A 23,559-nucleotide genomic window follows, 5' to 3' on the forward strand; every position below is an offset into this window, starting at 1 on the left:
GCACGCCCTGAAAAATCAGATCGTCAGCGGGTTTTCGCGCTAAAAGGTGGCGGCCATCGAGACGTGTGATCAAAAACCGCGCAGCCATCAAAAGTGATGGTCAGACCTGACGTCACGACCGCACGGGCTGACCCGATAATGAACTTGTCGGCGTTACCCCCCTCCAAAAGACCGCGTTCGCGCAGGCACCGACCTGCCAACCGACCGCTGCCGACCTGCGCAGCGACTGTGTAACGTACTGGCCGTTTTTCAGCAGTCCCAACACTGCAACCGGGCGTGTGTACGATGCAACGAATCTGTAAGCGACCTTGCGCGCACTGGATACGACGCCTCCTGCACTGGATACGACGCCCCCTGTAGGCGTTTGATTTTCCCTGTTACATGATCAGTTCCGACTCGATCGCCCGGCGCAGTGATGGAGCTTCGCGAAAAGCCTCGCCAACCCATAAGCCGCGTCAGCGTTCACCTGCTGATGACTAGAAGAAACTCACAGGAGTCCACCTATGAAAGGTTCCAAATCGTTGCTATTGGCCGCTACGCTCTGTATGCCGGTGCTTGCTCAGGCAGCCGAGCCAGAGGCCTGTCATACGGTCAACTTCTCCGACGTAGGCTGGACCGATATCACCGTTACTACTGCGGTCACCAGCGCCGTACTCGAGTCCTTGGGTTACACGACCAAGACCACCATGATTTCCGTACCGGTGACCTACAAGTCGCTGGCCGACGGCAAGAACATGGACGTGTTCCTCGGCAACTGGATGCCGACCATGGAAAACGACATCAAGCCGTATCGCGAAGCCGGGACTGTCGAAACCGTGCGTGCCAACCTGGAGAACGCCAAGTACACCCTGGCAGTGCCTCAGGCGCTTTACGACAAAGGCCTGCATGACTTCGCCGACATCGCCAAATTCAAGAAGGAACTGGGCGGCAAGATCTACGGCATCGAGCCCGGCAATGATGGCAATCGCCTGATCCAGAGCATGATCGACAAGAACGCCTTCGGCCTCAAGGACGCAGGTTTCAAGGTTGTAGAGTCCAGCGAAGCCGCAATGCTTTCGCAGGTCGACCGCGCCGTGAAACGCAAAAACGATGTCGTGTTCCTCGGCTGGGAACCGCATCCGATGAACACGCGTTTCAAGATGAAATATCTGACTGGCGGTGATGACTTCTTCGGCCCCAACTATGGCCAGGCGACCATCTACACCAACACCCGCAAAGGCTACAGTCAGGAATGCAGCAACGTAGGTCAGTTGCTCAAGAACCTGTCCTTCACACTGGACATGGAAAGCACCCTGATGGGCAACGTCCTGGACGACAAAATGAAGCCTGATGCCGCCGCCAAGGCGTGGATCAAGAAAAACCCGCAAGTACTCGACACCTGGCTCGCCGGCGTGACCACCGTCGATGGCAAGCCAGGCCTGGAGGCAGCCAAAGCCAAGTTGACCCAGTAAGCCGACAGCAGGCGGGGCTGACCCGCCTGCTGCCCTCCTCACCTTCCGCAAGCGGACACCCGAAATCATGCTGACTGACCATAAAATCCCTCTGGGCGAGTACATCGCCGCATTTGTCGATTGGTTGACGGCCAACGGCGCCGACTACTTCGACGCGATTGCCTCGACACTGGAAATGATGATCCACGGGTTCACTTTCGCGCTGACCTGGTTCAATCCATTCGTACTGATCGGCCTTATCGCCGCCCTCGCGCATTTCATCCAGCGCAAGTGGGGCCTGACGGTTTTCGTCATCCTTTCGTTTCTGCTGATCCTCAACCTGCATTACTGGCAGGAAACCATGGAAACCCTGGCGCAGGTGCTCTTCGCCACGCTGGTGTGTGTCGTCATCGGCGTGCCGCTGGGCATCATTGCCGCGCACAAGCCGCTGTTCTACACCATCATCCGGCCATTGCTCGATCTGATGCAGACTGTTCCCACGTTCGTCTATCTGATCCCGACCCTTACGCTATTCGGTCTGGGCGTGGTGCCCGGCCTGATCTCGACCGTGGTCTTCGCCATTGCTGCACCGATTCGCCTGACGTATCTGGGCATCCGCGATGTACCCCAGGAATTGCTGGACGCCGGCAAGGCCTTCGGCTCGTCGCGCCGCCAGTTGCTGACCCGCATCGAACTGCCCTACGCCATGCCCAGCATCGCTGCCGGGATCACCCAGTGCATCATGCTGTCGTTGTCGATGGTGGTGATTGCCGCGCTGGTCGGTGCCGATGGTCTGGGCAAACCCGTGGTCAACGCACTGAACACAGCCGATATCGCGCTCGGCTTCGAAGCCGGTCTGGCAATCGTATTGCTGGCCATCATGCTCGACCGCATCTGCAAACAACCCGAAGCCAAGGTAGGGTCCGACGCATGAGTATCATCAAATTCGACAAGGTAGACGTCATCTTCTCCAAGGATCCGCGTGAAGCCCTCAAGCTGCTGGACGAAGGCCTCACGCGTGACCAGATTCTGAAGAAAACCGGGCAGATCGTCGGCGTCGAGAACGCCAGTCTGGACATCGAGAAAGGCGAAATCTGCGTGTTGATGGGCTTGTCCGGCTCGGGTAAGTCCAGCCTGTTGCGCTGCATCAACGGTCTCAATACCGTCAGCCGTGGCTCGTTGTTCGTCGAGCATGAAGGCTCGCAGATCAACATCGCCAACTGCAGCGCGGCCGAACTGAAAATGATGCGCACCAAACGCATTGCGATGGTCTTTCAGAAGTTCGCCCTGATGCCCTGGCTGACAGTACGCGAGAACATCAGCTTCGGCCTGGAAATGCAGGGTCGCCCGGAAAAGGAACGACGCAAGCTGGTCGATGAAAAGCTCGAGCTAGTGGGCCTGACCCAGTGGCGCAACAAGAAGCCGGACGAGCTGTCCGGCGGCATGCAGCAGCGAGTCGGGCTGGCCCGCGCACTGGCAATGGATGCCGACATTCTGCTGATGGACGAACCGTTCTCGGCGCTTGACCCGCTCATCCGCCAAGGCTTGCAGGACGAACTGCTGGCCCTGCAAAGCAAGCTGAGCAAGACCATCGTCTTCGTCAGCCACGACCTGGATGAAGCCCTGAAGCTCGGCAGCCGAATCGCGATCATGAAAGACGGCCGCATCGTGCAATACAGCGTGCCAGAGCAGATCGTGCTCAATCCGGCAGACGAATACGTGCGCACCTTCGTTGCGCACACCAATCCACTGAACGTGCTGTGTGGTCGTAGCCTGATGCGCACGGTCGATGAGTGCACGCACGTCAACGATTCGGTGTGCCTGGACCCGAGCGGCGACTCATGGCTTGACCTGGCTGAAGGCAATGTGATCAAGGGCGCACGGCAAGGTGCTACGCCCCTCGATCTGCAGAACTGGACCCCCGGCCAGGACGTCGGCACGCTCGACCGTCGCCCTACCCTGGTGCACTCCAACATCGGCATGCGCGACGCATTGCAGATCCGCTACCAGACCGGCAACAAGCTGGTCCTGCAGGACGGCAATAAAGTGGTCGGCATTCTCGGGGATACCGAGCTGTATCACGCGCTGCTGGGCAAAAACCACGGCTAAGGCCTGAAAATTAAAGTCTGAAACCGACAAGCCCGCTTCCCTGTGCTGGAATCACTCCAGCCGGGAGCGGGCTTTTTCGTTTGCGGCCTCGTCACCGCGCAACGCCTCTTCTGCTATTTCCGTTCCCTTGGCCCCCATGTCGTAAACGCACCTTTGTGTGGCGTCCATAGGCATTTGGCGACTTCGGTCCGGCCCTACCATCGCTCTCAGAGGGCTCTGTTCGGCCCTAACGACAAGTCAGGCGCCGCTGGGAGATCCGCGATGTTCAGCAAGCAAGACCAGATCCAGGGTTATGACGACGCACTGTTGTCGGCAATGAACGCCGAGGAGCAGCGTCAGGAAGACCATATCGAGCTGATCGCCTCGGAGAACTACACCAGCAAACGCGTGATGCAGGCGCAGGGCAGCGGCCTGACCAACAAGTACGCAGAGGGCTATCCCGGCAAGCGTTACTACGGCGGCTGCGAGCACGTCGACAAGGTCGAGCAACTGGCCATCGAGCGCGCCAAACAGCTGTTCGGGGCCGATTACGCCAACGTCCAGCCACACTCCGGCAGCCAGGCCAACGCAGCGGTCTATCTGGCGTTGCTGCAGGCAGGCGACACTGTATTGGGCATGAGCCTGGCGCACGGCGGTCATCTGACCCACGGTGCCAAGGTCAGCTTCTCGGGCAAACTCTACAACGCCGTGCAGTACGGCATCGACACCACCACCGGGCTGATCGATTACGACGAAGTCGAACGCATCGCCGTGGAATGCCAGCCGAAAATGATCATTGCCGGTTTCTCGGCCTATTCGAAGACGCTGGATTTTCCGCGCTTCCGTGAAATCGCCGACAAGGTAGGTGCCTACCTGTTTGTCGACATGGCACACGTTGCAGGTCTGGTGGCTGCCGGTCTCTATCCGAACCCGCTGCCGTATGCCGATGTGGTCACCACCACCACGCACAAGACACTGCGCGGCCCACGCGGCGGCCTGATTCTCGCCAAGGCCAACGAAGAGCTGGAGAAGAAATTCAATTCCGCCGTCTTCCCCGGCGGTCAGGGCGGCCCGCTGATGCACGTTATCGCCGCCAAGGCCGTGTGCTTCAAGGAAGCGATGGAGCCAGGTTTCAAGGCTTATAAACAGCAGGTCATCGACAACGCACAAGCGATGGCGCAGGTATTCATCGACCGCGGCTTCGATGTGGTTTCAGGCGGGACCGACAACCATTTGTTTCTGGTCAGCCTGATCCGTCAGGGCCTGACCGGCAAGGACGCCGACGCCGCTCTGGGCCGTGCGCACATCACCGTCAACAAGAACTCGGTGCCCAACGACCCGCAGTCGCCGTTCGTGACCTCCGGTCTGCGCATCGGCACGCCGGCCGTCACCACCCGCGGCTTCAAGGTGACCCAATGCGTCGAGCTGGCAGGCTGGATCTGCGACATTCTCGATAACCTCGGTGATGCCGATGTCGAGGCCAACGTCGCCAGTCAGGTAGCAGACCTGTGCGCCGATTTCCCGGTTTATCGCTGAGTCAGGAGTAGCCTTACATGCAGCATTACTCAGGCTTCGGCCTTCTCAAGCATTCCCTCAGCCATCACGAAAACTGGCAGCGCATGTGGCGCACGCCGACCCCGAAAAAGGTCTACGACGTGGTCATCGTCGGCGGTGGCGGGCACGGTCTGGCGACTGCCTACTATCTGGCCAAGGAGCACGGCATCACCAATGTGGCCGTGGTCGAGAAAGGCTGGCTGGGCGGCGGCAACACCGCACGTAACACCACCATCGTGCGCTCCAACTACCTGTGGGACGAGTCGGCCCACCTTTATGAGCACGCGATGAAACTGTGGGAAGGCCTGTCTCAGGACCTGAACTACAACGTCATGTTTTCCCAGCGCGGCGTCTACAACCTGTGCCACACCTTGCAGGACATGCGCGACTCCGAGCGGCGTGTCAGTGCCAACCGCCTGAACGGTGTAGATGGCGAACTGCTCAACGGCAAGCAGGTCGCAGAGGAAATCCCATACCTGGACTGCTCGAAAAACACCCGCTACCCGATCATCGGCGCAACCGTTCAGCGCCGTGGCGGCGTGGCCCGTCACGACGCAGTGGCCTGGGGCTTCGCGCGTGCCGCCGATGCCCTGGGCGTGGACCTTATCCAGCAGACCGAAGTCATCGGCTTTCGCAAGGAAAACGGCGTGTGCATCGGCGTCGAAACCAACAAGGGTTTCATCGGTGCCAAACGTGTCGGCGTGGTAACCGCCGGTAACTCCGGGCACATGGCCAAACTGGCAGGCTTTCGTCTGCCGATCGAATCACATCCTTTGCAGGCACTGGTCTCCGAGCCGATCAAGCCGATTATCGACAGCGTCATCATGTCCAACGCCGTGCATGGCTACATCAGCCAGTCCGACAAGGGCGACCTGGTGATCGGTGCCGGTATCGACAGCTGGGTCGGTTATGGCCAGCGTGGCTCATACCCGGTGATCGAACACACTATTCAGGCCATCGTCGAGATGTTTCCGGTGCTGTCGCGTGTGCGCATGAACCGCCAGTGGGGCGGCATCGTCGACACCACGCCGGACGCCTGCCCGATCATTTCCAAGACGCCGGTGCCGAACATGTTCTTCAACTGCGGCTGGGGCACAGGCGGCTTCAAGGCCACGCCGGGCTCGGGCAACGTATTTGCCGCCAGCCTGGCCAAGGGCGAGATGCACCCGCTGGCCAAGCCGTTCTCCATCGACCGTTTCCACAACGGCGCGCTCATCGACGAACACGGCGCTGCAGCCGTAGCCCACTAACAGGAGAACCCGACCATGCTGCATATCTTCTGTCCTCACTGTGGCGAACTGCGCTCCGAAGAGGAATTCCACCCGTCCGGCCAGGCGCATATTCCACGCCCGCTGGACCCAGGTGCCTGCACCGATGAGCAATGGGGCGACTACATGTTCTTTCGCGATAACCCGCGCGGCCTGCACCACGAGCTGTGGATACACGCTGCCGGTTGCCGCCAGTACTTCAACATGACGCGCAATACCGTGACCTACGAGATTCTCGAAACCTATCCGATTGGTACGAAGCCGCAGTTCACGGATCAGGGAGACAAGGTATGAGCCAGACCCAGCGCTTGCCCAACGGCGGCCGTATCAATCGCAGCAAGGTGCTCAACTTCACCTTCAACGGCCAGACCTATCAGGGCTTTGAAGGCGACTCGCTGGCCTCTGCCCTGCTGGCCAATGGCGTCGATATCATCGGCCGCAGTTTCAAATACTCCCGCCCGCGCGGCATCTTCGCAGCGGGTTCGGAAGAGCCAAACGCCGTATTGCAGATCGGCGCGACCGAAGCGACGCAAATCCCCAACGTGCGCGCCACGCAACAAGCGCTCTATGCAGGACTGGTCGCCACCAGCACCAACGGCTGGCCAAGCGTGAACACCGACGTCATGGGCATTTTGGGCAAGGTCGGCGGCAAGCTGATGCCACCGGGCTTCTACTACAAAACCTTCATGTACCCGCAATCGTTCTGGATGACTTACGAAAAGTACATCCGCAAGGCTGCGGGCCTGGGGCGCTCGCCGACCGAGAACGATCCGGACAGCTACGACGCGATGAACCAGCACTGTGACGTGCTGATCGTAGGCGCAGGCCCTGCCGGCCTGGCCGCCGCGCTGGCTGCGGGCCGCAGTGGTGCCCGAGTGATCGTTGCGGATGAACAGGAAGAGTTCGGCGGCAGTCTGCTCGACAGCCGTGAAAGTCTAGATGGCAAACCCGCTGCCGAATGGGTGGCTACGGTGGTCGCCGAGCTGAAAAGCCTGCGCAACGTGACACTGCTGCCGCGCGCCACGGTCAACGGCTACCACGATCACAATTTCCTGACCATTCACGAACGTCTGACCGATCACCTCGGTGATCGCGCGCCCATCGGCATGGTTCGCCAACGTATGCACCGGGTACGCGCCAAGCGTGTGGTGCTGGCTGCCGGTACTCACGAGCGCCCGCTGGTTTACGGCAACAACGATGTGCCGGGCAACATGCTGGCCGGCGCCGTTTCGACCTATGTCCGGCGTTACGGCGTAGCACCGGGTAAAAAACTGGTGCTGTCCACCAACAACGACCATGCCTACCGCGTTGCGCTGGACTGGCTCGACGCCAGCCTGCAAGTGGTTGCGATTGCCGATGCGCGGCACAACCCGCGCGGCCCGCTGGTTGAGGAAGCCCGCGCCAAAGGCATTCGCATTCTGACCGGCAGCGCAGTGATTGAAGCCCGTGGCAGCAAACGCGTGACAGCTGCCCGCGTCGCCGCAATCGACGTCAAGACGCACGCAGTCACCAGCCCCGGCGAATGGCTTGATTGCGATCTGGTGGCCAGCTCTGGCGGCTACAGCCCGATCGTGCACCTGGCCTCGCACTTGGGTGGCAAACCGGTATGGCGTGAAGACATCCTCGGGTTTGTGCCGGGTGAAGCACCGCAGAAACGTATTTGCGTAGGCGGCGTCAATGGTGTCTACAGTCTTGCAGACAGCCTGGCCGATGGTTTTGAAGGTGGCGTGCGCGCGGCCAGCGAAGCAGGCTTCAAGGTGGTCGAAGGCGTGATGCCCAAAGCCCTCAGTCGCGCCGAAGAACCGACACTGGCGCTGTTTCAGGTGCCGCACGAAAAAGGCACCGCACGGGCACCCAAGCAATTCGTCGACCTGCAGAACGACGTGACCGCTGCTGCCATCGAGCTGGCGACCCGTGAAGGCTTCGAGTCGGTCGAGCACGTAAAACGCTACACCGCGCTGGGTTTCGGTACTGATCAGGGCAAGCTGGGCAACGTCAACGGTCTGGCCATCGCCGCCCGTTCACTGAACGTGTCGATCCCGGAAATGGGCACCACCATGTTCCGCCCCAACTACACGCCGGTCACGTTCGGCGCGATAGCCGGGCGTCATTGCAAGCACATCTTCGAACCGGTGCGTTTCACCGCACTGCACGCCTGGCATGTCAAAAACGGTGCCGAATTCGAAGACGTCGGCCAGTGGAAACGCCCGTGGTACTTCCCGAAAAACGGCGAAGACCTGCCCGCAGCCGTCGCTCGCGAATGCAAGGCGGTGCGCGACAGCGTGGGTCTGCTGGACGCTTCGACGCTGGGCAAGATCGACATTCAAGGCCCGGATGCCCGCGAATTCCTCAACCGCATCTACACCAACGCGTGGACCAAACTGGACGTGGGCAAGGCCCGCTACGGCCTGATGTGCAAGGAAGACGGCATGGTCTTCGATGATGGCGTGACTGCCTGCCTCGCCGACAACCACTTCCTGATGACTACCACCACAGGCGGCGCTGCACGCGTCCTGCAATGGCTGGAAATCTATCAGCAGACCGAATGGCCGGACCTGAAAGTGTATTTCACCTCAGTGACCGATCACTGGGCGACGCTGACGCTGTCCGGCCCCAACAGCCGCAAGCTGCTCAGCGAAGTCACTGATATCGACCTGGGCCGTGAAGCCTTCCCGTTCATGACCTGGAAGGAAGGTCTGGTCGCCGGTGTGCCAGCTCGCGTGTTCCGTATCTCGTTTACCGGCGAGCTGTCCTACGAGGTCAACATTCAGGCTGACTACGCCATGGGCGTTCTGGAAAAGATCGCCGAGGCAGGCAAACAGTACAACCTGACGCCTTACGGCACTGAAACCATGCACGTACTGCGCGCCGAAAAGGGCTTCATCATCGTTGGCCAGGACACCGATGGTTCGATGACTCCGGACGACCTGAACATGGGCTGGTGTGTCGGCCGGACCAAGCCATTCTCGTGGATCGGCTGGCGCGGCATGAATCGCGAAGACTGTGTACGAGAACAGCGCAAGCAACTGGTCGGCCTCAAGCCTGTCGACCCGACCAAATGGCTACCAGAGGGCGCGCAACTGGTGTTCGATACCAAACAGACGATCCCGATGAGCATGGTTGGCCATGTGACTTCCAGCTATGCACACAACTCGCTGGGCTATTCGTTTGCGATGGGCGTGGTCAAAGGCGGCCTGGCGCGCATGGGAGAGCGGGTCTTCGCGCCTCTGGCAGACGGCAGCGTGATCGAAGCCGAGATCGTTTCTTCGGTGTTCTTCGATCCAAAGGGCGAGCGCCAGAATGTCGAGTAACACGCGGAGCGCCGATCATCAGCAGCACACAGAATTCAAGGCAGGTGATTCATGACCACAGCGAACGTTTACCAGCAGCGCCCGACCACCGATGTCAAAGCCGAGTCGCCGCTGTTCCACGCAAACCTCGACAGCCTGATCGGCAAGGGACGCGCCAGCCCCGGCGTGTTCCTGCGCGAGAAAAAGCTGCTGGGCCATCTGACGATTCGTGGCAATGCCCACGACCAGGCCTTCGCCGCAGGCGTACACAAGGCGCTGGGCATGGAGCTGCCCGCCGCACTGATGCTGGTCATTAGTGGCGAAAGCTCGCTGCAATGGCTTGGCCCGGATGAATGGCTGCTGATCGTGCCGAGCGGCGAAGAGTTCGCGGCAGAGCAAAAGCTGCGCGAGGCGCTGACCGGGCTGCATATCTCCATCGTCAATGTCAGTGGCGGCCAGTCGATCCTCGAACTGACCGGTCCGAAAGTGCGCCAGGTATTGATGAAATCCACCAGCTACGACGTGCACCCGGACAACTTCCCGGTGGGCAAGGCCGTCGGCACGGTGTTCGCCAAGTCGCAACTGGTGATCCGCCGGACCGGTGAAGAAACCTGGGAACTGCTGGTCCGCCGCAGCTTCTCGGATTACTGGTGGCTGTGGTTGCAGGATGCGAGCGCAGAGTACGGGCTGAGCATTCAGGCGTGAAGAGCCGGGAACCGGGGCTGAAACCGCAGCGCCGGTCTCAATGAAGACTCCAGAGGGAGAGGCCTGTGGGAGCGGACTTGTCCGCGAAGACGGTAGTCCAGACGATACATTTCCGGTGAATGTACCGCCCCCTTCGCGAACAAGCGAAGCGTCGCCCGGTACGCTCCCACAAGATTTGTGTATAACGCGGAGCATTGGCACAAGAGTCAGCCGGATCTGTGGATAACGAACATTCAGGAGCTTTGATTCAATGAGCCGCGCGCCCGATACGTGGATTTTGACCGCCGACTGCCCCAGTGTACTGGGCACGGTAGATGCGGTGACCCGCTTCCTGTTCGAGCAGGGCTGCTACGTCACTGAGCACCACTCCTTCGATGATCGCCTGTCAGGGCGTTTCTTCATACGCGTGGAATTTCGTCAGCCCCAGGCTTTCGACGAACAGGCTTTCCGGGCCGGGCTGAGCGAACGAGGCGAAGCCTTCGGCATGATCTTCGAACTCACAGCACCCAACTACCGGCCAAAAGTGGTGATCATGGTTTCAAAAGCCGATCACTGTCTGAACGATCTGCTCTATCGCCAGCGTATCAATCAACTGTCCATGGACGTGGTCGCGGTGGTGTCCAATCACCCGGATCTTGAGCCATTGGCTGGCTGGCACGGTATTCCGTACTACCATTTCCCTCTGGACCCGAACGACAAGCCTGCGCAGGAAGCCAAAGTCTGGCAGGTCATTGAAGAGTCTGGTGCAGAACTGGTGATTCTTGCCCGCTACATGCAGGTCCTGTCTCCGGACCTGTGTCGCAAGCTGGACGGTAAGGCGATCAATATCCACCACTCGTTGCTGCCCGGTTTCAAAGGTGCCAAGCCCTACCATCAGGCTTACAACAAGGGGGTAAAACTGGTCGGAGCCACGGCGCATTACATCAACAACGATCTGGACGAAGGTCCGATCATTGCCCAGGGCGTGGAAGTGGTCGATCACAGCCACTATCCCGAAGACCTGATCGCCAAGGGTCGGGACATCGAAGGACTGACACTGGCCCGTGCGGTCGGTTATCACATCGAACGGCGGGTGTTTCTCAACGCCAACAGGACGGTGGTTTTATAGCTGCAACGGCTTCTCTCTGCTCCACCACAATAAAAGCGAGGTGACATGTATGTCTGGTAATCGCGGTGTAGTGTATCTCGGCGCTGGCAAGGTCGAAGTGCAATCAATTCCTTTCCCGAAAATGGAAGACCCACGCGGCAAGCGCATCGAACACGGCGTGATTCTGCGCGTAGTCTCCACCAATATCTGCGGCTCGGACCAACACATGGTGCGTGGTCGCACGACGGCGCAAACCGGGTTGGTCCTGGGTCATGAAATCACCGGCGAGGTGCTGGAAGCCGGGCGAGACGTGGAACATCTGAAAGTCGGTGATCTGGTTTCTGTGCCGTTCAACGTGGCGTGCGGTCGCTGCCGCAGTTGCAAGGAACAGAACACTGGCGTCTGCCTGACGGTCAACCCGGCCCGCCCCGGCGGTGCATACGGCTACGTCGACATGGGCGACTGGGTCGGCGGTCAGGCTGAATACGTCCTGGTGCCTTACGCTGACTTCAACCTGCTCAAACTGCCAGACCGCGACGCGGCGATGGAGAAAATCCGCGACCTGACCTGCTTGTCCGACATCCTGCCCACCGGCTACCACGGTGCAGTGACTGCCGGGGTTGGCCCTGGCAGCACGGTTTACGTAGCAGGCGCTGGCCCGGTCGGCCTGGCTGCGGCGGCGTCAGCACGCTTGTTGGGCGCGGCGGTGGTAATCGTCGGCGACGTCAACCCGAAACGCCTGGTCCACGCCAAGGCCCAAGGCTTCGAAATTGCTGACCTGTCCCTGGACACGCCACTGCACGAACAGATCGCTGCCCTGCTCGGCGAGCCTGAAGTGGATTGCGCCATCGACGCCGTAGGCTTCGAAGCTCGCGGCCACGGTCACGCCGGAGCACAGGCCGAAGCACCCGCCACCGTTCTCAACTCGTTGATGGGCGTAGTGCGCGTCGCAGGCAAGATCGGCATCCCCGGCCTGTACGTCACCGAAGACCCAGGTGCCGTAGACGCTGCCGCAAAAATGGGCAGCCTGAGCATTCGCTTCGGCCTGGGCTGGGCCAAATCCCACAGCTTCCACACCGGCCAGACCCCGGTCATGAAATACAACCGCCAGCTGATGCAGGCAATCATGTGGGACCGCATCAAGATCGCCGACATAGTGGGTGTCGAGGTGATCAGTCTGGATGAGGCTCCGCGGGGTTATGGGGAGTTTGATGCGGGCGTGCCGAAGAAGTTTGTGATTGATCCGCATCGGTTGTTTGGTGCTGTGTAGGCATCTAATAGCAAATGGGTTTATTGACTAATTACGTCAGCAGATTCAAGAGCGGGGAATGCTCTCTCACATCTGCTGGCGTATTAATCTTAACTCTTCTTCAGCATTAGAAATTTTAAGGAGACTGTCAGAAATTTTGTGTTCGGGCATAACATGTAGCTAGAGGTGCATGTATGCCGACCAAAAAGAAGTCCGCCAATGCAACAGCGAGGGAGTTGCCCTCGATTCCCCAAGAGCTGATCGAGCAGTTTGTTAAAGGCCCGATGAGCGCCGAAGCCATTCAAGACGCGTCCATGGCGTTCAAGAAGGCTCTGATCGAGCGTGCGCTAGGCGCCGAGCTGGGTCACCACCTTGGTTACCCTCAGGGCGCGGAGCGCCCTGAGGAGTCGACCAATCAGCGTAATGGCAAAAGCAGCAAGACGGTTCTGACCGACGACGGGCCGCTTCGCCTGGATATCCCCAGAGACCGCGATGGTAGCTTCGCCCCGATCCTGATTCCCAAGCACGAACGACGTTTTACAGGCTTCGACGACAAGATAATTGCCATGTACGCCCGGGGCATGACGGTGCGTGAGATCCGCGCTTTTCTATCTGAGCAGTATGGAACTAACGTGTCCCATGACTTCATCAGCTCAGTCACCGATGCGGTCATGGAAGAGGTGGGCACTTGGCAGCAACGACCCTTGGAACCGATGTATCCGGTGATCTTCTTCGATGCGTTACGGGTCAAAATCCGGGACGAGGGGTTAGTGTGCAACAAGGCTATTTATCTGGCGCTGGGGGTATTACCTGATGGCACGCGCGACATTCTGGGTATATGGATCGAGAGCACCGAGGGTGCCAAGTTTTGGATGAAGGTGTTCAACGACCTCAAGACTCGTGGCGTTGAAGATGTTCTGATCGCCGTCACGGATGGCCTCAAAGGAATACCGGAGGCGTTGGGGGCGGTTTTTCCTGCCACGACGCTGCAAACCTGCATCGTGCATCTGATCCGCAACAGCTTGGACTATGCCGCTTGGGATAAACGTCGGGCACTGGCCAAAGCACTCAAGCCGATCTACCAGGCGATCAATGCAGATGTGGCTGAGCAAGAGCTTAACGCCTTTGAAGCGGGCCCCTGGGGCAAGCAGTATCCGACTGTGGTTGCTGCATGGCGTCGCGCCTGGGATCGGGTTATACCGTTTTTTGTTTTCCCGGCGGGCATCCGCAAAGTGGTTTACACGACCAATGCCATCGAGAGCATCAATGCCCAGTTACGCAAGATCATCAAGACTCGAGGGCACTTCCCGACCGATGAGGCCGCGACGAAACTGATATGGCTTGGGTTGCGCAACATCACCGCCAACTGGGGTCATGCGGCACACGACTGGAAAGTGGCAATGAATCAATTTGCGATCCTGTACGGGGACCGATTTACCAGACCGAGCTGGTAAAACAAGGGCCTGCCTGACGGCAGGCCCTAACCAGCCCGAACACAAAAAAACTGATACTCCCATTTTAAGCGCTAATTTGTAAGAGGGTGGCGTCGATAGATTCTGAATAGGGTTAGCGAGGTTTTTCTGCGATTTCTTGTATTGTTGAACCAGATCATACTCATAAGGGAGACCATCCTCATCATACAAACTTAACGCCGTGTTTGCCTCTCTTTTCAGCTGTGTAGCCCTTTCAACATACTGACTATAAAGCTTATCGTTGGCCTTAAACTCTTTTGCAGATTTTCTATAGTCAAGACCTGCTTGTTTATTCAATTTTTTTGCAGACACACTCACTGACTCGACTTGTCGCACCGCTGCAGAGCGACTTAACTGTGGCGCACTCGCACTTAAGTTCATCCCGTCAGAACCGCGCAACACAGAACTACCAATAACGCCATCCGTAGACAAACGCCGGGAAGGCTTCATTATTTTAAAAGCTCTTAAAAGTCCCTTCATCAAGGTTGGTGTACTCCCTGTCAAGTCAACCCAATTAACCGGATCCCCCCCACAATACCCATACGCATTCACCCCACCCTCACCAAACGGGCTCAGACTGTCCGGGCTGTTGAACCTCATCAACACCGGGTTAAACGCCCGATACCCATTCCCCAGCAAATAGTGCCCCGTCACCGGGTCAACTCGCTGGCCGGTAAAGCCCGGCAGGCTTGCGGGGCCTGAAGGATGACGATGTCCGTAAGGCGTGTAGGCAAACTCCAACCCCTGAGCGGCAATCACTGACTGCTGTTGATCCGTCGCCAACAACGCGCCGTCGCGCTGATTATTTTCTGCACTCAGGCACGCCAGCAAATGCTCATCCGTGCGCATAAGCGTGTGCTGGACCTGCCCCTGAATCTGCGTAGCCAAGAGTGTCTTCTGATAAAAAAGGCGAGTGCTGCCCTGCCCCGCGGCCGAACAATCGGCCAGGCGATCCAATGGATCGTAGCGATAAACACAGAGCACGGATTGCCCAGACGAAGCCATGGCTTCACTCCTTTGAAGTCACCCATGGCAGCAAGTCTGGGCTGACTATCTGCTTGCGCCCAGCTAGCAGAACTACTAGGTGCCAGGCCGAAAGGCGCTGAACACAGTCATGCCGGCGCACAGACCGAAGCGCTCTTCACTCATTGATGGGCGTGACTTAAACGCAACAAAACTTATTATCAGCGTCATGGTTAAAAGGCGCTCCGCCTACCCCTTTAACCAACTGGGTGGTTGGCCATTATCGGAATCGATTTGACGCGCCCGCCCGCTTCTCGATAGTGCCACTGCCACCTCTAAGACGCTTAACCGCACGTCTATAATAGTCAAGATTATTCCTTACAACATACGGTACAACATCACCTTTACCAATATATGATTCATTTGTCAGGACCAGTTCATCAAGCCGTCTTTTAGCTTCATGAATGTCTACATCTTCACCTTCTATCCTCAGGTAACTTTTTCGAGCAGGAACGGATGGTGGGGCATTGCTGGGCGGCGCTTTCTTTGGAGGGATGGGCGGAGGTACATTGCTCGGCAGTCCTTTCTTGGGAGGACGGGGTGGTGGGGCTACAAATTGTGACCCATCGATAATACCAGATGCAGACATATGCGAGCTCACCGAGTTAGTTGAAGTAGGTACCTGTGTGGACCCGAAACTTTCGACAGGATAAAGCAACGGGGAAGATAGAGAATCCTGGCTAACTTTTCGACCAAGTAAGCGCTTTTTCACACTGCTTGCTCTTTTCAAAATATTCACTAAAAACGTTGGCAAATGTCCGCCCGGATCAACCCGATTAACCGGGTCCTCCTCACAATACGCATACGCATTCAACCCGCCCTCGCCAAACGGGCTCAAACTGTCCGGACTATTGAACCTCATCAACACCGGATTAAAAGCCCTGTACCCATTGCCCAGCAAATAATGCCCTGTAATCGGGTCAAGCCGCTGGCCGGTAAAGCCTGGCAGGCTTGCGGGGCCTGAAGGGTAACGATGGCCGTAAGGCGTATAAGCAAACGCCAAACCCTGTGCCGCGATCACGGACTGCTGTTGGTCCGTCGCCAGTAACAGACAATCGTTCTGGTTGTTTTCTACACTCAGGTGAGCCAGCAAATGCTCGTCCGTACGCAGAAGCGTGTGCTGTATCTGCCCCTGAATTTGCGTCGCTAAGCGATTCTGCTGATAAAAGAACCGGGCGCTCCCCTGCCCCGCAGGCGAGCAGTCGGCCAAGCGATCCGTTGCGTCGTAATGGTAAGTGCAGAGCACTACAGGGCTGGCAGAAGACATGAACATCACCTGCGGCAATCGATGATAGAACCGTAATTCTGGGCGTGTGATCTCGTGCTGCACAGCTAGCAGAAATGCTAGGGACCCCACCTCGTCTGCCAGAGCCGATTCAGGCAAATGAAATAACTGCCTGTCTTCAGCGCGTTGGGAACAAGCCTCTGTTGCTCACAGTCAAACCGTCTGCTTTACCGCCCACTCATGGGCGGTTCAGGTTTGATAAGGGTGACGCAATGAAAACTGCACGCGGTATGGCTTTGGTAACGTTGATGGCACTGGCTGCAAGCCCGGTGTTTGCCTTCAATCTGAATGACGCCGCAAATGCGGTTTCCAATGCCACGAGTGGCAATCAGAAAGCCACAGCGGCCCCTGAAGTCGCAGGACTGCTTAATACCCTTGGCACCCAGCTCAATGTCACCCCTGAACAAGCCGTTGGCGGAACAGGCGCATTGCTCGGGCTGGCGAAGAACAAGCTGACCAGCACCGATTATTCGCAGTTGGCCAAATCGGTTCCCGGTCTGGAGCAGATGTCCGGCACCTCCGCACTGGACAGCCTGGGAGGCGCAAACGCACTGGGCAGCCTGCTCGGTGGCAAGTCCGGCGATAACTCGATGCTCAACAGCGCACTGGGCAACGTGCAGAGCATGGGTGATGTGAATAACGCCTTCAAGGCACTGGGCATGGACAGCACGATGGTCAGCCAGTTTGCCCCGCTGATTCTGCAGTACCTCGGGCAGCAAGGTGCCAGCGGTTCGGCGTTGCAGAGCCTGAGTGGGTTATGGGGTACAGGCAGCTGATTCAAGCCGCAACGCCGCAATACGCGCATCTTTCTCCACCCAGAGCTGGTTGACCCAGCTCTGGATTTTCTCGCGAAATACCGGATCGTTCTCGTAATCGCCCTGCCACAGTGCCGGGTCCATTTCGCGGGTTTTGATGTCGACAATCACCTTGGGCACCCGCCCGCACAGCATGTCCCAGAACCCCGGGATGCCTGAACCCGGATAGACCACGGTGACATCCAGAATGGCGTCCAGTTGCTCGCCCATGGCAGCCAGCACGAATGCGACGCCACCGGCCTTGGGCTTGAGCAGATGGGTATAGGGCGATGCTTGAGTCGCATGTTTGCCCGGAGTAAAGCGCGTGCCTTCCAGATAGTTGACGATGGTCACTGGCTGACGCTTGAACAGCTCGCAGGCGGCCTTGGTGATTTCCAGATCCTTGCCCTTCAGTTCCGGGTGCTTCGCCAGAAACGCCTTGCTATAGCGCTTCATGAACGGGTAATCCAGCCCCCACCACGCCAGGCCCAGCAGAGGCACCCAGATCAGTTCTTTTTTCAGGAAAAACTTGAAGAAGGGCGTGCGCCGGTTGAGTGCCTGGACCAGCGCGGGAATATCCACCCACGACTGATGATTGCTGATGACCAGATACAAAGTATCACCGCGCAAGCCCTCATCGCCACGAATATCCCATTGCGTCGGTACACAGGTTGCGAAGATGACCTTGTCGATCTCGGCCCAGGTTTCGGCAATCCACATAACGGCGACTGAACAGCGATCACGCATTCGGCCTCTGAACAGCAGCTTGAGCAAGGCAAAAACCAATAACGGACCTATCAATACCAGCGTATTGATCAGTAACAACAAAGCAACAAAACAGCCGGTGAGCAGACGGCGCATGACGGACTCTTGAAGGTTCAGGGGCGGCAATAATAAAGACCCACGCGTTTTACGCCAATTACACAGGTGCTTACAAATGTTTCACGTCTCGGCCTTTATGCTGACGTCATATTCATCCTGACGAACCTACTGCAGGTTCGCTGTCTAAAAACGGGCGCCAATCAGGCGCTGACTATTGCGAGGAACCTCTCACGTGAAACCGATCCTGGCGCTATTGTCTTTGCTGGCCCTGCCGGTCATGGCCGCTGAACCGACGTTGTATGGCCGCTACGAGAACATCAAGGTTCTGGACGTGGACCAGACCTTCAAGGCCAAGATGGACACCGGCGCACTCACTGCATCGCTGTCGGCCAAGGACATCGAGCTGTTCCAGCGTGATGGCGATGACTGGGTGCGATTCCGTCTGGCAACCAAGGGCGCCGACAACAAGGTGTATGAGCACAAGGTGTCGCGGATCAGCAAGATCAAAGGGCGTGCAGAAGGTGATGACGAAGACGACGAAGGTATCAACCCTGCCAAGCGTCCTGTTGTAGACCTGGAACTGTGCCTGGGAAACAAGAAGCGTACGGTCGAAGTCAACCTGGTCGACCGCAGCCATTTCAACTTCCCGCTACTGATCGGTGCCAAGGCCCTGCGCGAGTTTGACGCTGCGGTTAATCCGGCACGCCGCTATACCGCTGACCAGCCTGACTGCTGAGGCGTCTATCGTGCTCATGCTTCTTCCTGACTATCGTGCGACGCTCCGCGTCGCATGTCGTTCTGGACTCTCCGCGTCCGGTCTTGAGGGCGTGGCGCGGCACAGATTTGTGACGCAGAGCGTCACCCACGGCATTCCCACGCTGGAGCGTGAGGAACGATAGCCGCACGCGAGAACACCATCGTGCCCATGCTCCGCGTGGGTATGCCGTTCAGGACGCTCCGAGTCCAATCTTGACTATGCGGCGCGGCGCAGATTGACTCAAACTGGCGGCAGGGTCGCGATCATCGACGGGCGTTGACTGACGTCCAGATACCAGGCGGCCAGTCGCGGATAAGTGCTGCGCCAGTTCAGATCCGGCTGGCGGAAATCCAGATATCCAAGTGCAGCGGCGACGCTGATCGATGCGACATCGAAGGACGTGCTGAGCTCGGTGACCGCGTCGCTTTCGAAGTAATGCAGCGAGCGCTCAATCTTCTGCTGCTGGTTGTCCAGCCACTGGTTCCGGTGTTTTTCCTTCGGACGCAAGGCAGTTTCGTAGCGGATCATTACCGCTGCATCCAACACCGCATCGGCCAGCGAAGCCAGGGTCAGGCGCCTCCAGCGTGCCGAGCCTTCCCGGGGGATCAGTGGCAGGCCCACGTGCTGGTGGTCGAGATAATCAAGAATCACCCGGCTGTCGTGAATGACGTTGCCGTCAGCCAGCCTTAGCGCGGGAAGTTTGCCGGCCGGGTTGTCTTCATTGAGCTCGGCAGACGGGCTGACCGGCGTCAGCACTGTGGTCTGCAACTCGACGCGATCGAGCTGAGCGGTTTCATGCAGCATCACCATCACCTTGCGGGCGAAGGGTGAAGCCGCGTTGAAGTACAACGTCATCGTGGGCGCTGACATGGGTATTCCTCGAATGAGACAGGATCCTAGACTAGTCAGCCTGTGACGCGTCTGCAATCAGCGTTTCAATCAGCCGCGCCGCACCAGCAAGCCCTTGATGCTCAACAGGGCAGCCGTCCCCATGCCCAGCCACGCCAGCGTATCCCACCAGCCATCACCCAGCAGCGCGGCGAACAAGCCGACGCCGATAAGCAGCGCTATCACGGCGGGTATCGCAAAGGTCCTCCAGAATCGCGATGGCCTGGAACTCATTGCGCCACCTGAGCCCGAACCACGCTCACCGAGCGCGCGGCACGACGCCTCACCCACCACAGATAGACGCCGCTGCCGAGTACGATGATGGTCAGCACGTCCAGCACTGCCCAGAGAATCTTCATCGGCATGCCGCCGTAATCACCGAAATGCAGAGGTTGCGACATGCCCAGTGCGTCCATATACCAGGGACGTTCGACCACGGCGGTAACTTGCAGGGTCTGCGCGTCGATCAGCACCGGTGTGGCGAGGTGCGCAGTCAAGTGCGTGTTGCCTTTGAGGAACACCGCGTAATGATGCTCGCTGGAGAAGCGCGTGCCGGGGAAAGCGATGAAATCGGCCTGCATACCGGGCGCAGCGGATTCGGCAATTTCCAGCAATCGAGTCGCCGGGGCGCGCTGGGTCAATGGCGGCGCGTCTTTGTAAGGGGCGATCATGGTGGCCAGCGCATCATTGCGCCAGGAGGCAATCAGCAGATCGGCACAGGCACTGATCACCCCCGTCACGCCCACCACCAGCGCCCAGGTCAATGTCACTACGCCGATCAGGTTGTGCAGGTCCAGCCAACGCGTACGCCTGGATTTATTGACCCGCACCTGGCCGAACTCCAGCTTGCGCATGAACGGCGCATACAACACGGTCCCGGAAACAATCGCCACCACAAACAGCAAACCCATGAACGCCAGCAGCAATTTGCCGGGCAGGTTGGCGTACATGTCTACGTGCAGGCGCAGCATGACCATCATGAAGCCGCCGTTGGCAGAAGGCATTTCCAGCGCTTCACCGGTGCGTGCATCAAGGGCGAAGGTGTGCGATGAGTTGGGCTCGGTATCTGCGGTTGCCGCGGTGATGGCCATCACGCCATTGGGGTCTTCGTCATCCCAGCCGAAATACTGCATCACCTCGCCGGGGCGATGTGCTTCGGCGGCCCTGGCCAGTTGCTCCAGGTTCAGATGCGGCGTGTCGGCAGGCATCTCCTGGTACTGCGGGGCGTCGCCCAGCAGGTGATCGATTTCATGATGGAAGATCAACGGCAGTCCTGTAACCGCGAGCATCAACAAAAACAGGGTGCAAATCAGGCTGCTCCAGGTATGCACGATGGACCAGCGGCGCACGGTTTGGCTTTTCATGGTTTATCCACAGGCGAAGGGACGCAAAACCGAGCGCGTCCCCGAAATGACTTGTAAGACTAAGCCGCTCGAAACCGGAAAAGTGTCAGGGCGATCCGGTGCAGGCATGAAGAGGTATGTTTCAGAGTTTTGCCGGATTGCTGCTGGCCTGCTCATCCCTGGCCAGCACAGTGACCCACCACGCGGTGTGTTGTTCGATCTGCACGGGTAAGGTCGGCAACAACGCCTTGAGCGCCAGGTCAGTGTCGGCCAGCGGGAATGTGCCGGTAATACGCAGATCAGCCACGGTCGAGTCGACACCCAGATGGCCTGTACGGTAACGACCCAGTTCAGCAAGCATGTCCGCCAGCCGGGCGTTGTCCACCACCAACATGCCGCGCGTCCAGGCGTCGACGCCGGAAGGCATGCTGAGCAACGGGCCAAGGCCATTGCGCGTGAGGAGAACCTGCTGGCCCTCGCGCAGAACCTGTTCACCGGACGCATTGCGCGCATTGGCGGCAACCGCTGATTGCAGCACGCTGAGCAGTGTTCCGTCTGGCTCGCGACGGACCAGAAAGCGCGTACCCAGGGCGCGCATTTTGCCATCCGCAGTTTCGACGATGAAGGGACGCGGATCGTCATGATTGCCGGTCTGCACCATTATTTCGCCGTCCTGCAGAATCACCCGACGTTGCTGCGCATCGAAGCGCACATCAATCGCGCTGTGGGTGTTAAGGCGAATCAGGGTGTTGTCCGCCAGACGCACGTCACGCTGTTCACCGGTGGCGGTGCGCTGATCGGCAAGCCAGTAATCTATCGGCAGGTAGCGGTCGCCGACGAACAATGCCAGCCCCAACGCCATGAACACGCCGACCAGACCGCCGCCAAGCTTGCGGAACTGGGCAGCCTGCGGCTGCAAATTGTGGGATTTTGAAATCGGTTATCATAGCCAAAATTGAGTCGATCCCTCCTCAGCACAGGCTTACACATGGCGTCAGAGACAAAAAAACGTAAACGGGCAAGCCGGGCAAAAGCCAAGGCAAAGCAGACCCGTCTCCAACGCGCCGGGCATACCACCTTCGTTCCCGATACCGAATTTTTCTTCGATGTCGATCCTTTGGGTGATGTCGATCTTTGTAGTTGCTGCCAGACAGCGTATCTGAACGACAGGTTTCCCGACGCTTCTTGCGTAAGCGTTTCGATGAGAGAAGGGCCAGGCGGATTCGCCATCACCGCCGTCATTCACCACGATGAGGAGCCATCCTGCTGACGTGGCCTCTGCACCGCCTGCTTACAAACCTCGACCGCTCAAAAACCTCTTCACGGCCAACGGCTGCTGGGCAGATTTGCTGGAAGCCGGCGGTCTGCGCCAAATCGAAGTGGAGTCGATCAGCAAAATGCTCGCCTGCGGCACCTCGATACTGGGCGTCAAACACTACACCTGTGGCAATGAGCATTGCCCACACGTCAAATACCTGTGCAACACCTGCCATTGCCGGGCCTGTCCTTCCTGCGGCAAAAAGGCCACCGACCAGTGGATCGCCGTGCAAAACAACCGTCTGCCCGACTGCCCCTGGCAGCATCTGGTGTTCACGCTGCCCGACACGCTGTGGTCCCTGTTCTTCTACAACCGCTGGCTGCTCGATGCGCTGTTTCGTCTGGCGGCCGATAACCTGATCTACACCGCCAAGCGGCGCGGTTTGCGCGTCGGGATTTTCGGTGCGCTGCACACCTATGGCCGGCGGCTCAACTGGCATCCCCACGTCCACCTGTCGGTGACCGCGGGCGGCCTGGATGAGCAGGGCGTCTGGAAAAATCTGTCGTTCCACAAAGAGGCCCTGCGGCGGCGCTGGATGTGGCTGGTGCGCGATTACCTGCTGGGACAGCCGCTTTCGCAACTGACGATGCCGCCGCAGCTGGCCCACATCCACTGTGAAAGCGACTGGCGCCGTTTGATACTGACCGCTGGTGGCCAGCACTGGCACATCCACTTGTCGAAGAAGACGGAAAACGGCCGAAAGACCGTCAATTACCTGGGCCGCTACCTGAAAAAACCGCCGATCTCGGGCAGTCGTCTGGCGCATTACACCTGCGGGGCCACGTTGAGCTTTACCTACCTGGATCACCGCACGCAGACCTATCAGCAGGAAACGCTGAGCCAGGCCGACATGCTGCGCCGGGTGGTCCAGCACATCCCGGAAAAGCATTTCCGGATGATCCGGTATTTTGGTTTTCTGGCCAATCGGGTGTGTGGGAAATACCTGCCGAAGGTGTATGAAGCACTGAAGATGGCGACGCCAGGACCGGTACCAAAGCTGTATTTTGCGCCGATGGCCAAAGCCTTTCTAAACGTCGATCCGTTCCGCTGCGTGCTGTGTGGCGCGCGGATGGTATACACGGCAGCGATCAGCGGGCTGACGGTGCAGGGACTGGTCCTCAACGCTCAGGCGATCGCGCAGATGAGGTACGTGAAGCCCTGACAGGGGGAAGGTGCGTCCGCACCT

Annotated in this window: 20 protein-coding genes and 2 pseudogenes; 15 read left to right on the plus strand and 7 right to left on the minus strand. The window is 58.6% G+C overall.

Translation table 11 applies throughout. The features are described from left to right. Positions 1-503 precede the first annotated feature (503 nt). The 11 genes from AC4ANK_RS26580 (at position 504) to AC4ANK_RS26630 (ending at position 14,125) form a co-directional block, all read left to right on the plus strand. Positions 504-1,451: a choline ABC transporter substrate-binding protein gene (locus AC4ANK_RS26580; RefSeq protein ID WP_002555598.1), complete on the plus strand. Its 948-nt coding sequence runs from the start codon at positions 504-506 to the stop codon at positions 1,449-1,451. A gap of 64 nt (positions 1,452-1,515) precedes the next feature. Next, positions 1,516-2,364 (plus strand): choline ABC transporter permease subunit, encoded by an 849-nt coding sequence (choW, locus tag AC4ANK_RS26585; protein WP_170846044.1) that lies wholly within the window; start codon positions 1,516-1,518, stop codon positions 2,362-2,364. Then, positions 2,361-3,539: a choline ABC transporter ATP-binding protein gene (gene choV, locus AC4ANK_RS26590; protein WP_002555600.1), complete on the plus strand. Its 1,179-nt coding sequence runs from the start codon at positions 2,361-2,363 to the stop codon at positions 3,537-3,539. Before choW ends, choV begins: the two co-directional genes overlap by 4 nt. A 261-nt stretch (positions 3,540-3,800) precedes the next feature. Beyond that, positions 3,801-5,054, plus strand: a complete 1,254-nt coding sequence (glyA, locus tag AC4ANK_RS26595; RefSeq protein WP_460383719.1) for a serine hydroxymethyltransferase — start codon at positions 3,801-3,803, stop codon at positions 5,052-5,054. A 17-nt stretch (positions 5,055-5,071) separates the two neighbouring features. Beyond that, positions 5,072-6,322 carry a sarcosine oxidase subunit beta family protein gene (locus AC4ANK_RS26600; protein ID WP_002555602.1) on the plus strand — a complete coding sequence of 417 codons (1,251 nt, stop codon included), beginning with the start codon at positions 5,072-5,074 and terminating at the stop codon, positions 6,320-6,322. Between the two features lie 15 nt (positions 6,323-6,337). After that, the gene (locus AC4ANK_RS26605; protein WP_002555603.1) at positions 6,338-6,634 is read left to right on the plus strand and encodes a sarcosine oxidase subunit delta; all 297 of its coding nucleotides are present in this window, start codon (positions 6,338-6,340) and stop codon (positions 6,632-6,634) included. Further along, positions 6,631-9,651 (plus strand): sarcosine oxidase subunit alpha, encoded by a 3,021-nt coding sequence (locus AC4ANK_RS26610; protein ID WP_002555604.1) that lies wholly within the window; start codon positions 6,631-6,633, stop codon positions 9,649-9,651. Before AC4ANK_RS26605 ends, AC4ANK_RS26610 begins: the two co-directional genes overlap by 4 nt. A gap of 51 nt (positions 9,652-9,702) precedes the next feature. After that, positions 9,703-10,335 carry a sarcosine oxidase subunit gamma gene (locus AC4ANK_RS26615; protein ID WP_002555605.1) on the plus strand — a complete coding sequence of 211 codons (633 nt, stop codon included), beginning with the start codon at positions 9,703-9,705 and terminating at the stop codon, positions 10,333-10,335. Between the two features lie 250 nt (positions 10,336-10,585). Beyond that, complete coding sequence (gene purU, locus AC4ANK_RS26620; RefSeq protein WP_004655932.1) at positions 10,586-11,443, plus strand: formyltetrahydrofolate deformylase; 858 nt, start codon at positions 10,586-10,588, stop codon at positions 11,441-11,443. Between the two features lie 49 nt (positions 11,444-11,492). Then, complete coding sequence (fdhA, locus tag AC4ANK_RS26625; RefSeq protein ID WP_002555607.1) at positions 11,493-12,692, plus strand: formaldehyde dehydrogenase, glutathione-independent; 1,200 nt, start codon at positions 11,493-11,495, stop codon at positions 12,690-12,692. A gap of 173 nt (positions 12,693-12,865) precedes the next feature. Next, positions 12,866-14,125, plus strand: a complete 1,260-nt coding sequence (locus AC4ANK_RS26630) for an IS256-like element ISPsy17 family transposase (RefSeq protein ID WP_054082596.1) — start codon at positions 12,866-12,868, stop codon at positions 14,123-14,125. A 513-nt stretch (positions 14,126-14,638) separates the two neighbouring features. On the opposite strand, the pseudogene AC4ANK_RS26635 reads toward AC4ANK_RS26630, so the two are convergent. After that, positions 14,639-15,148: pseudogene (locus AC4ANK_RS26635) on the minus strand (RHS repeat-associated core domain-containing protein); the annotation flags it as partial. Between the two features lie 238 nt (positions 15,149-15,386). Continuing rightward, a complete protein-coding gene (locus tag AC4ANK_RS26640) occupies positions 15,387-16,433 on the minus strand; it encodes an RHS repeat-associated core domain-containing protein (RefSeq protein WP_162837002.1) in 1,047 nt (348 codons plus the stop codon). Positions 16,434-16,663: 230 nt separating this feature from the next. Between AC4ANK_RS26640 and AC4ANK_RS26645 the strand changes: the two genes are divergently transcribed. Further along, the gene (locus AC4ANK_RS26645; protein WP_005735044.1) at positions 16,664-17,227 is read left to right on the plus strand and encodes a DUF2780 domain-containing protein; all 564 of its coding nucleotides are present in this window, start codon (positions 16,664-16,666) and stop codon (positions 17,225-17,227) included. Here AC4ANK_RS26645 and yihG read toward each other — a convergent pair. After that, on the minus strand, positions 17,207-18,106 hold the full coding sequence (gene yihG, locus AC4ANK_RS26650) for a 1-acylglycerol-3-phosphate O-acyltransferase, YihG family (RefSeq protein ID WP_002555610.1): 900 nt from the start codon (positions 18,104-18,106) through the stop codon (positions 17,207-17,209). The genes AC4ANK_RS26645 and yihG overlap by 21 nt on opposite strands. A gap of 193 nt (positions 18,107-18,299) precedes the next feature. Between yihG and rloA2 the strand changes: the two genes are divergently transcribed. Further along, positions 18,300-18,803: a retropepsin-like aspartic peptidase RloA2 gene (gene rloA2, locus AC4ANK_RS26655; RefSeq protein ID WP_002555611.1), complete on the plus strand. Its 504-nt coding sequence runs from the start codon at positions 18,300-18,302 to the stop codon at positions 18,801-18,803. A gap of 261 nt (positions 18,804-19,064) precedes the next feature. Here the strand turns inward: rloA2 and AC4ANK_RS26660 are convergent, their stop codons facing one another. The 4 genes and pseudogenes from AC4ANK_RS26660 to AC4ANK_RS26675 all read right to left on the minus strand — a co-directional run. Next, positions 19,065-19,694 (minus strand): glutathione S-transferase family protein, encoded by a 630-nt coding sequence (locus AC4ANK_RS26660; protein WP_002555612.1) that lies wholly within the window; start codon positions 19,692-19,694, stop codon positions 19,065-19,067. Between the two features lie 69 nt (positions 19,695-19,763). Next, positions 19,764-19,946, minus strand: a complete 183-nt coding sequence (locus AC4ANK_RS26665; protein ID WP_002555613.1) for a hypothetical protein — start codon at positions 19,944-19,946, stop codon at positions 19,764-19,766. Then, positions 19,943-21,076: a PepSY-associated TM helix domain-containing protein gene (locus AC4ANK_RS26670; protein WP_002555614.1), complete on the minus strand. Its 1,134-nt coding sequence runs from the start codon at positions 21,074-21,076 to the stop codon at positions 19,943-19,945. Before AC4ANK_RS26670 ends, AC4ANK_RS26665 begins: the two co-directional genes overlap by 4 nt. 121 nt (positions 21,077-21,197) lie before the next feature. Further along, positions 21,198-21,950, minus strand: a pseudogene (locus AC4ANK_RS26675) (FecR domain-containing protein); the annotation flags it as partial. Between the two features lie 93 nt (positions 21,951-22,043). Here AC4ANK_RS26675 and AC4ANK_RS26680 point away from each other — a divergent pair. Both AC4ANK_RS26680 and AC4ANK_RS26685 read left to right on the plus strand, forming a co-directional pair. Then, positions 22,044-22,325, plus strand: a complete 282-nt coding sequence (locus AC4ANK_RS26680) for a hypothetical protein (RefSeq protein ID WP_015062535.1) — start codon at positions 22,044-22,046, stop codon at positions 22,323-22,325. After that, positions 22,306-23,535, plus strand: a complete 1,230-nt coding sequence (locus AC4ANK_RS26685; RefSeq protein ID WP_460382827.1) for an IS91 family transposase — start codon at positions 22,306-22,308, stop codon at positions 23,533-23,535. Before AC4ANK_RS26680 ends, AC4ANK_RS26685 begins: the two co-directional genes overlap by 20 nt. Positions 23,536-23,559: the final 24 nt, after the last annotated feature.

This window comes from Pseudomonas sp. Pmew2 (genome assembly GCF_058129885.1).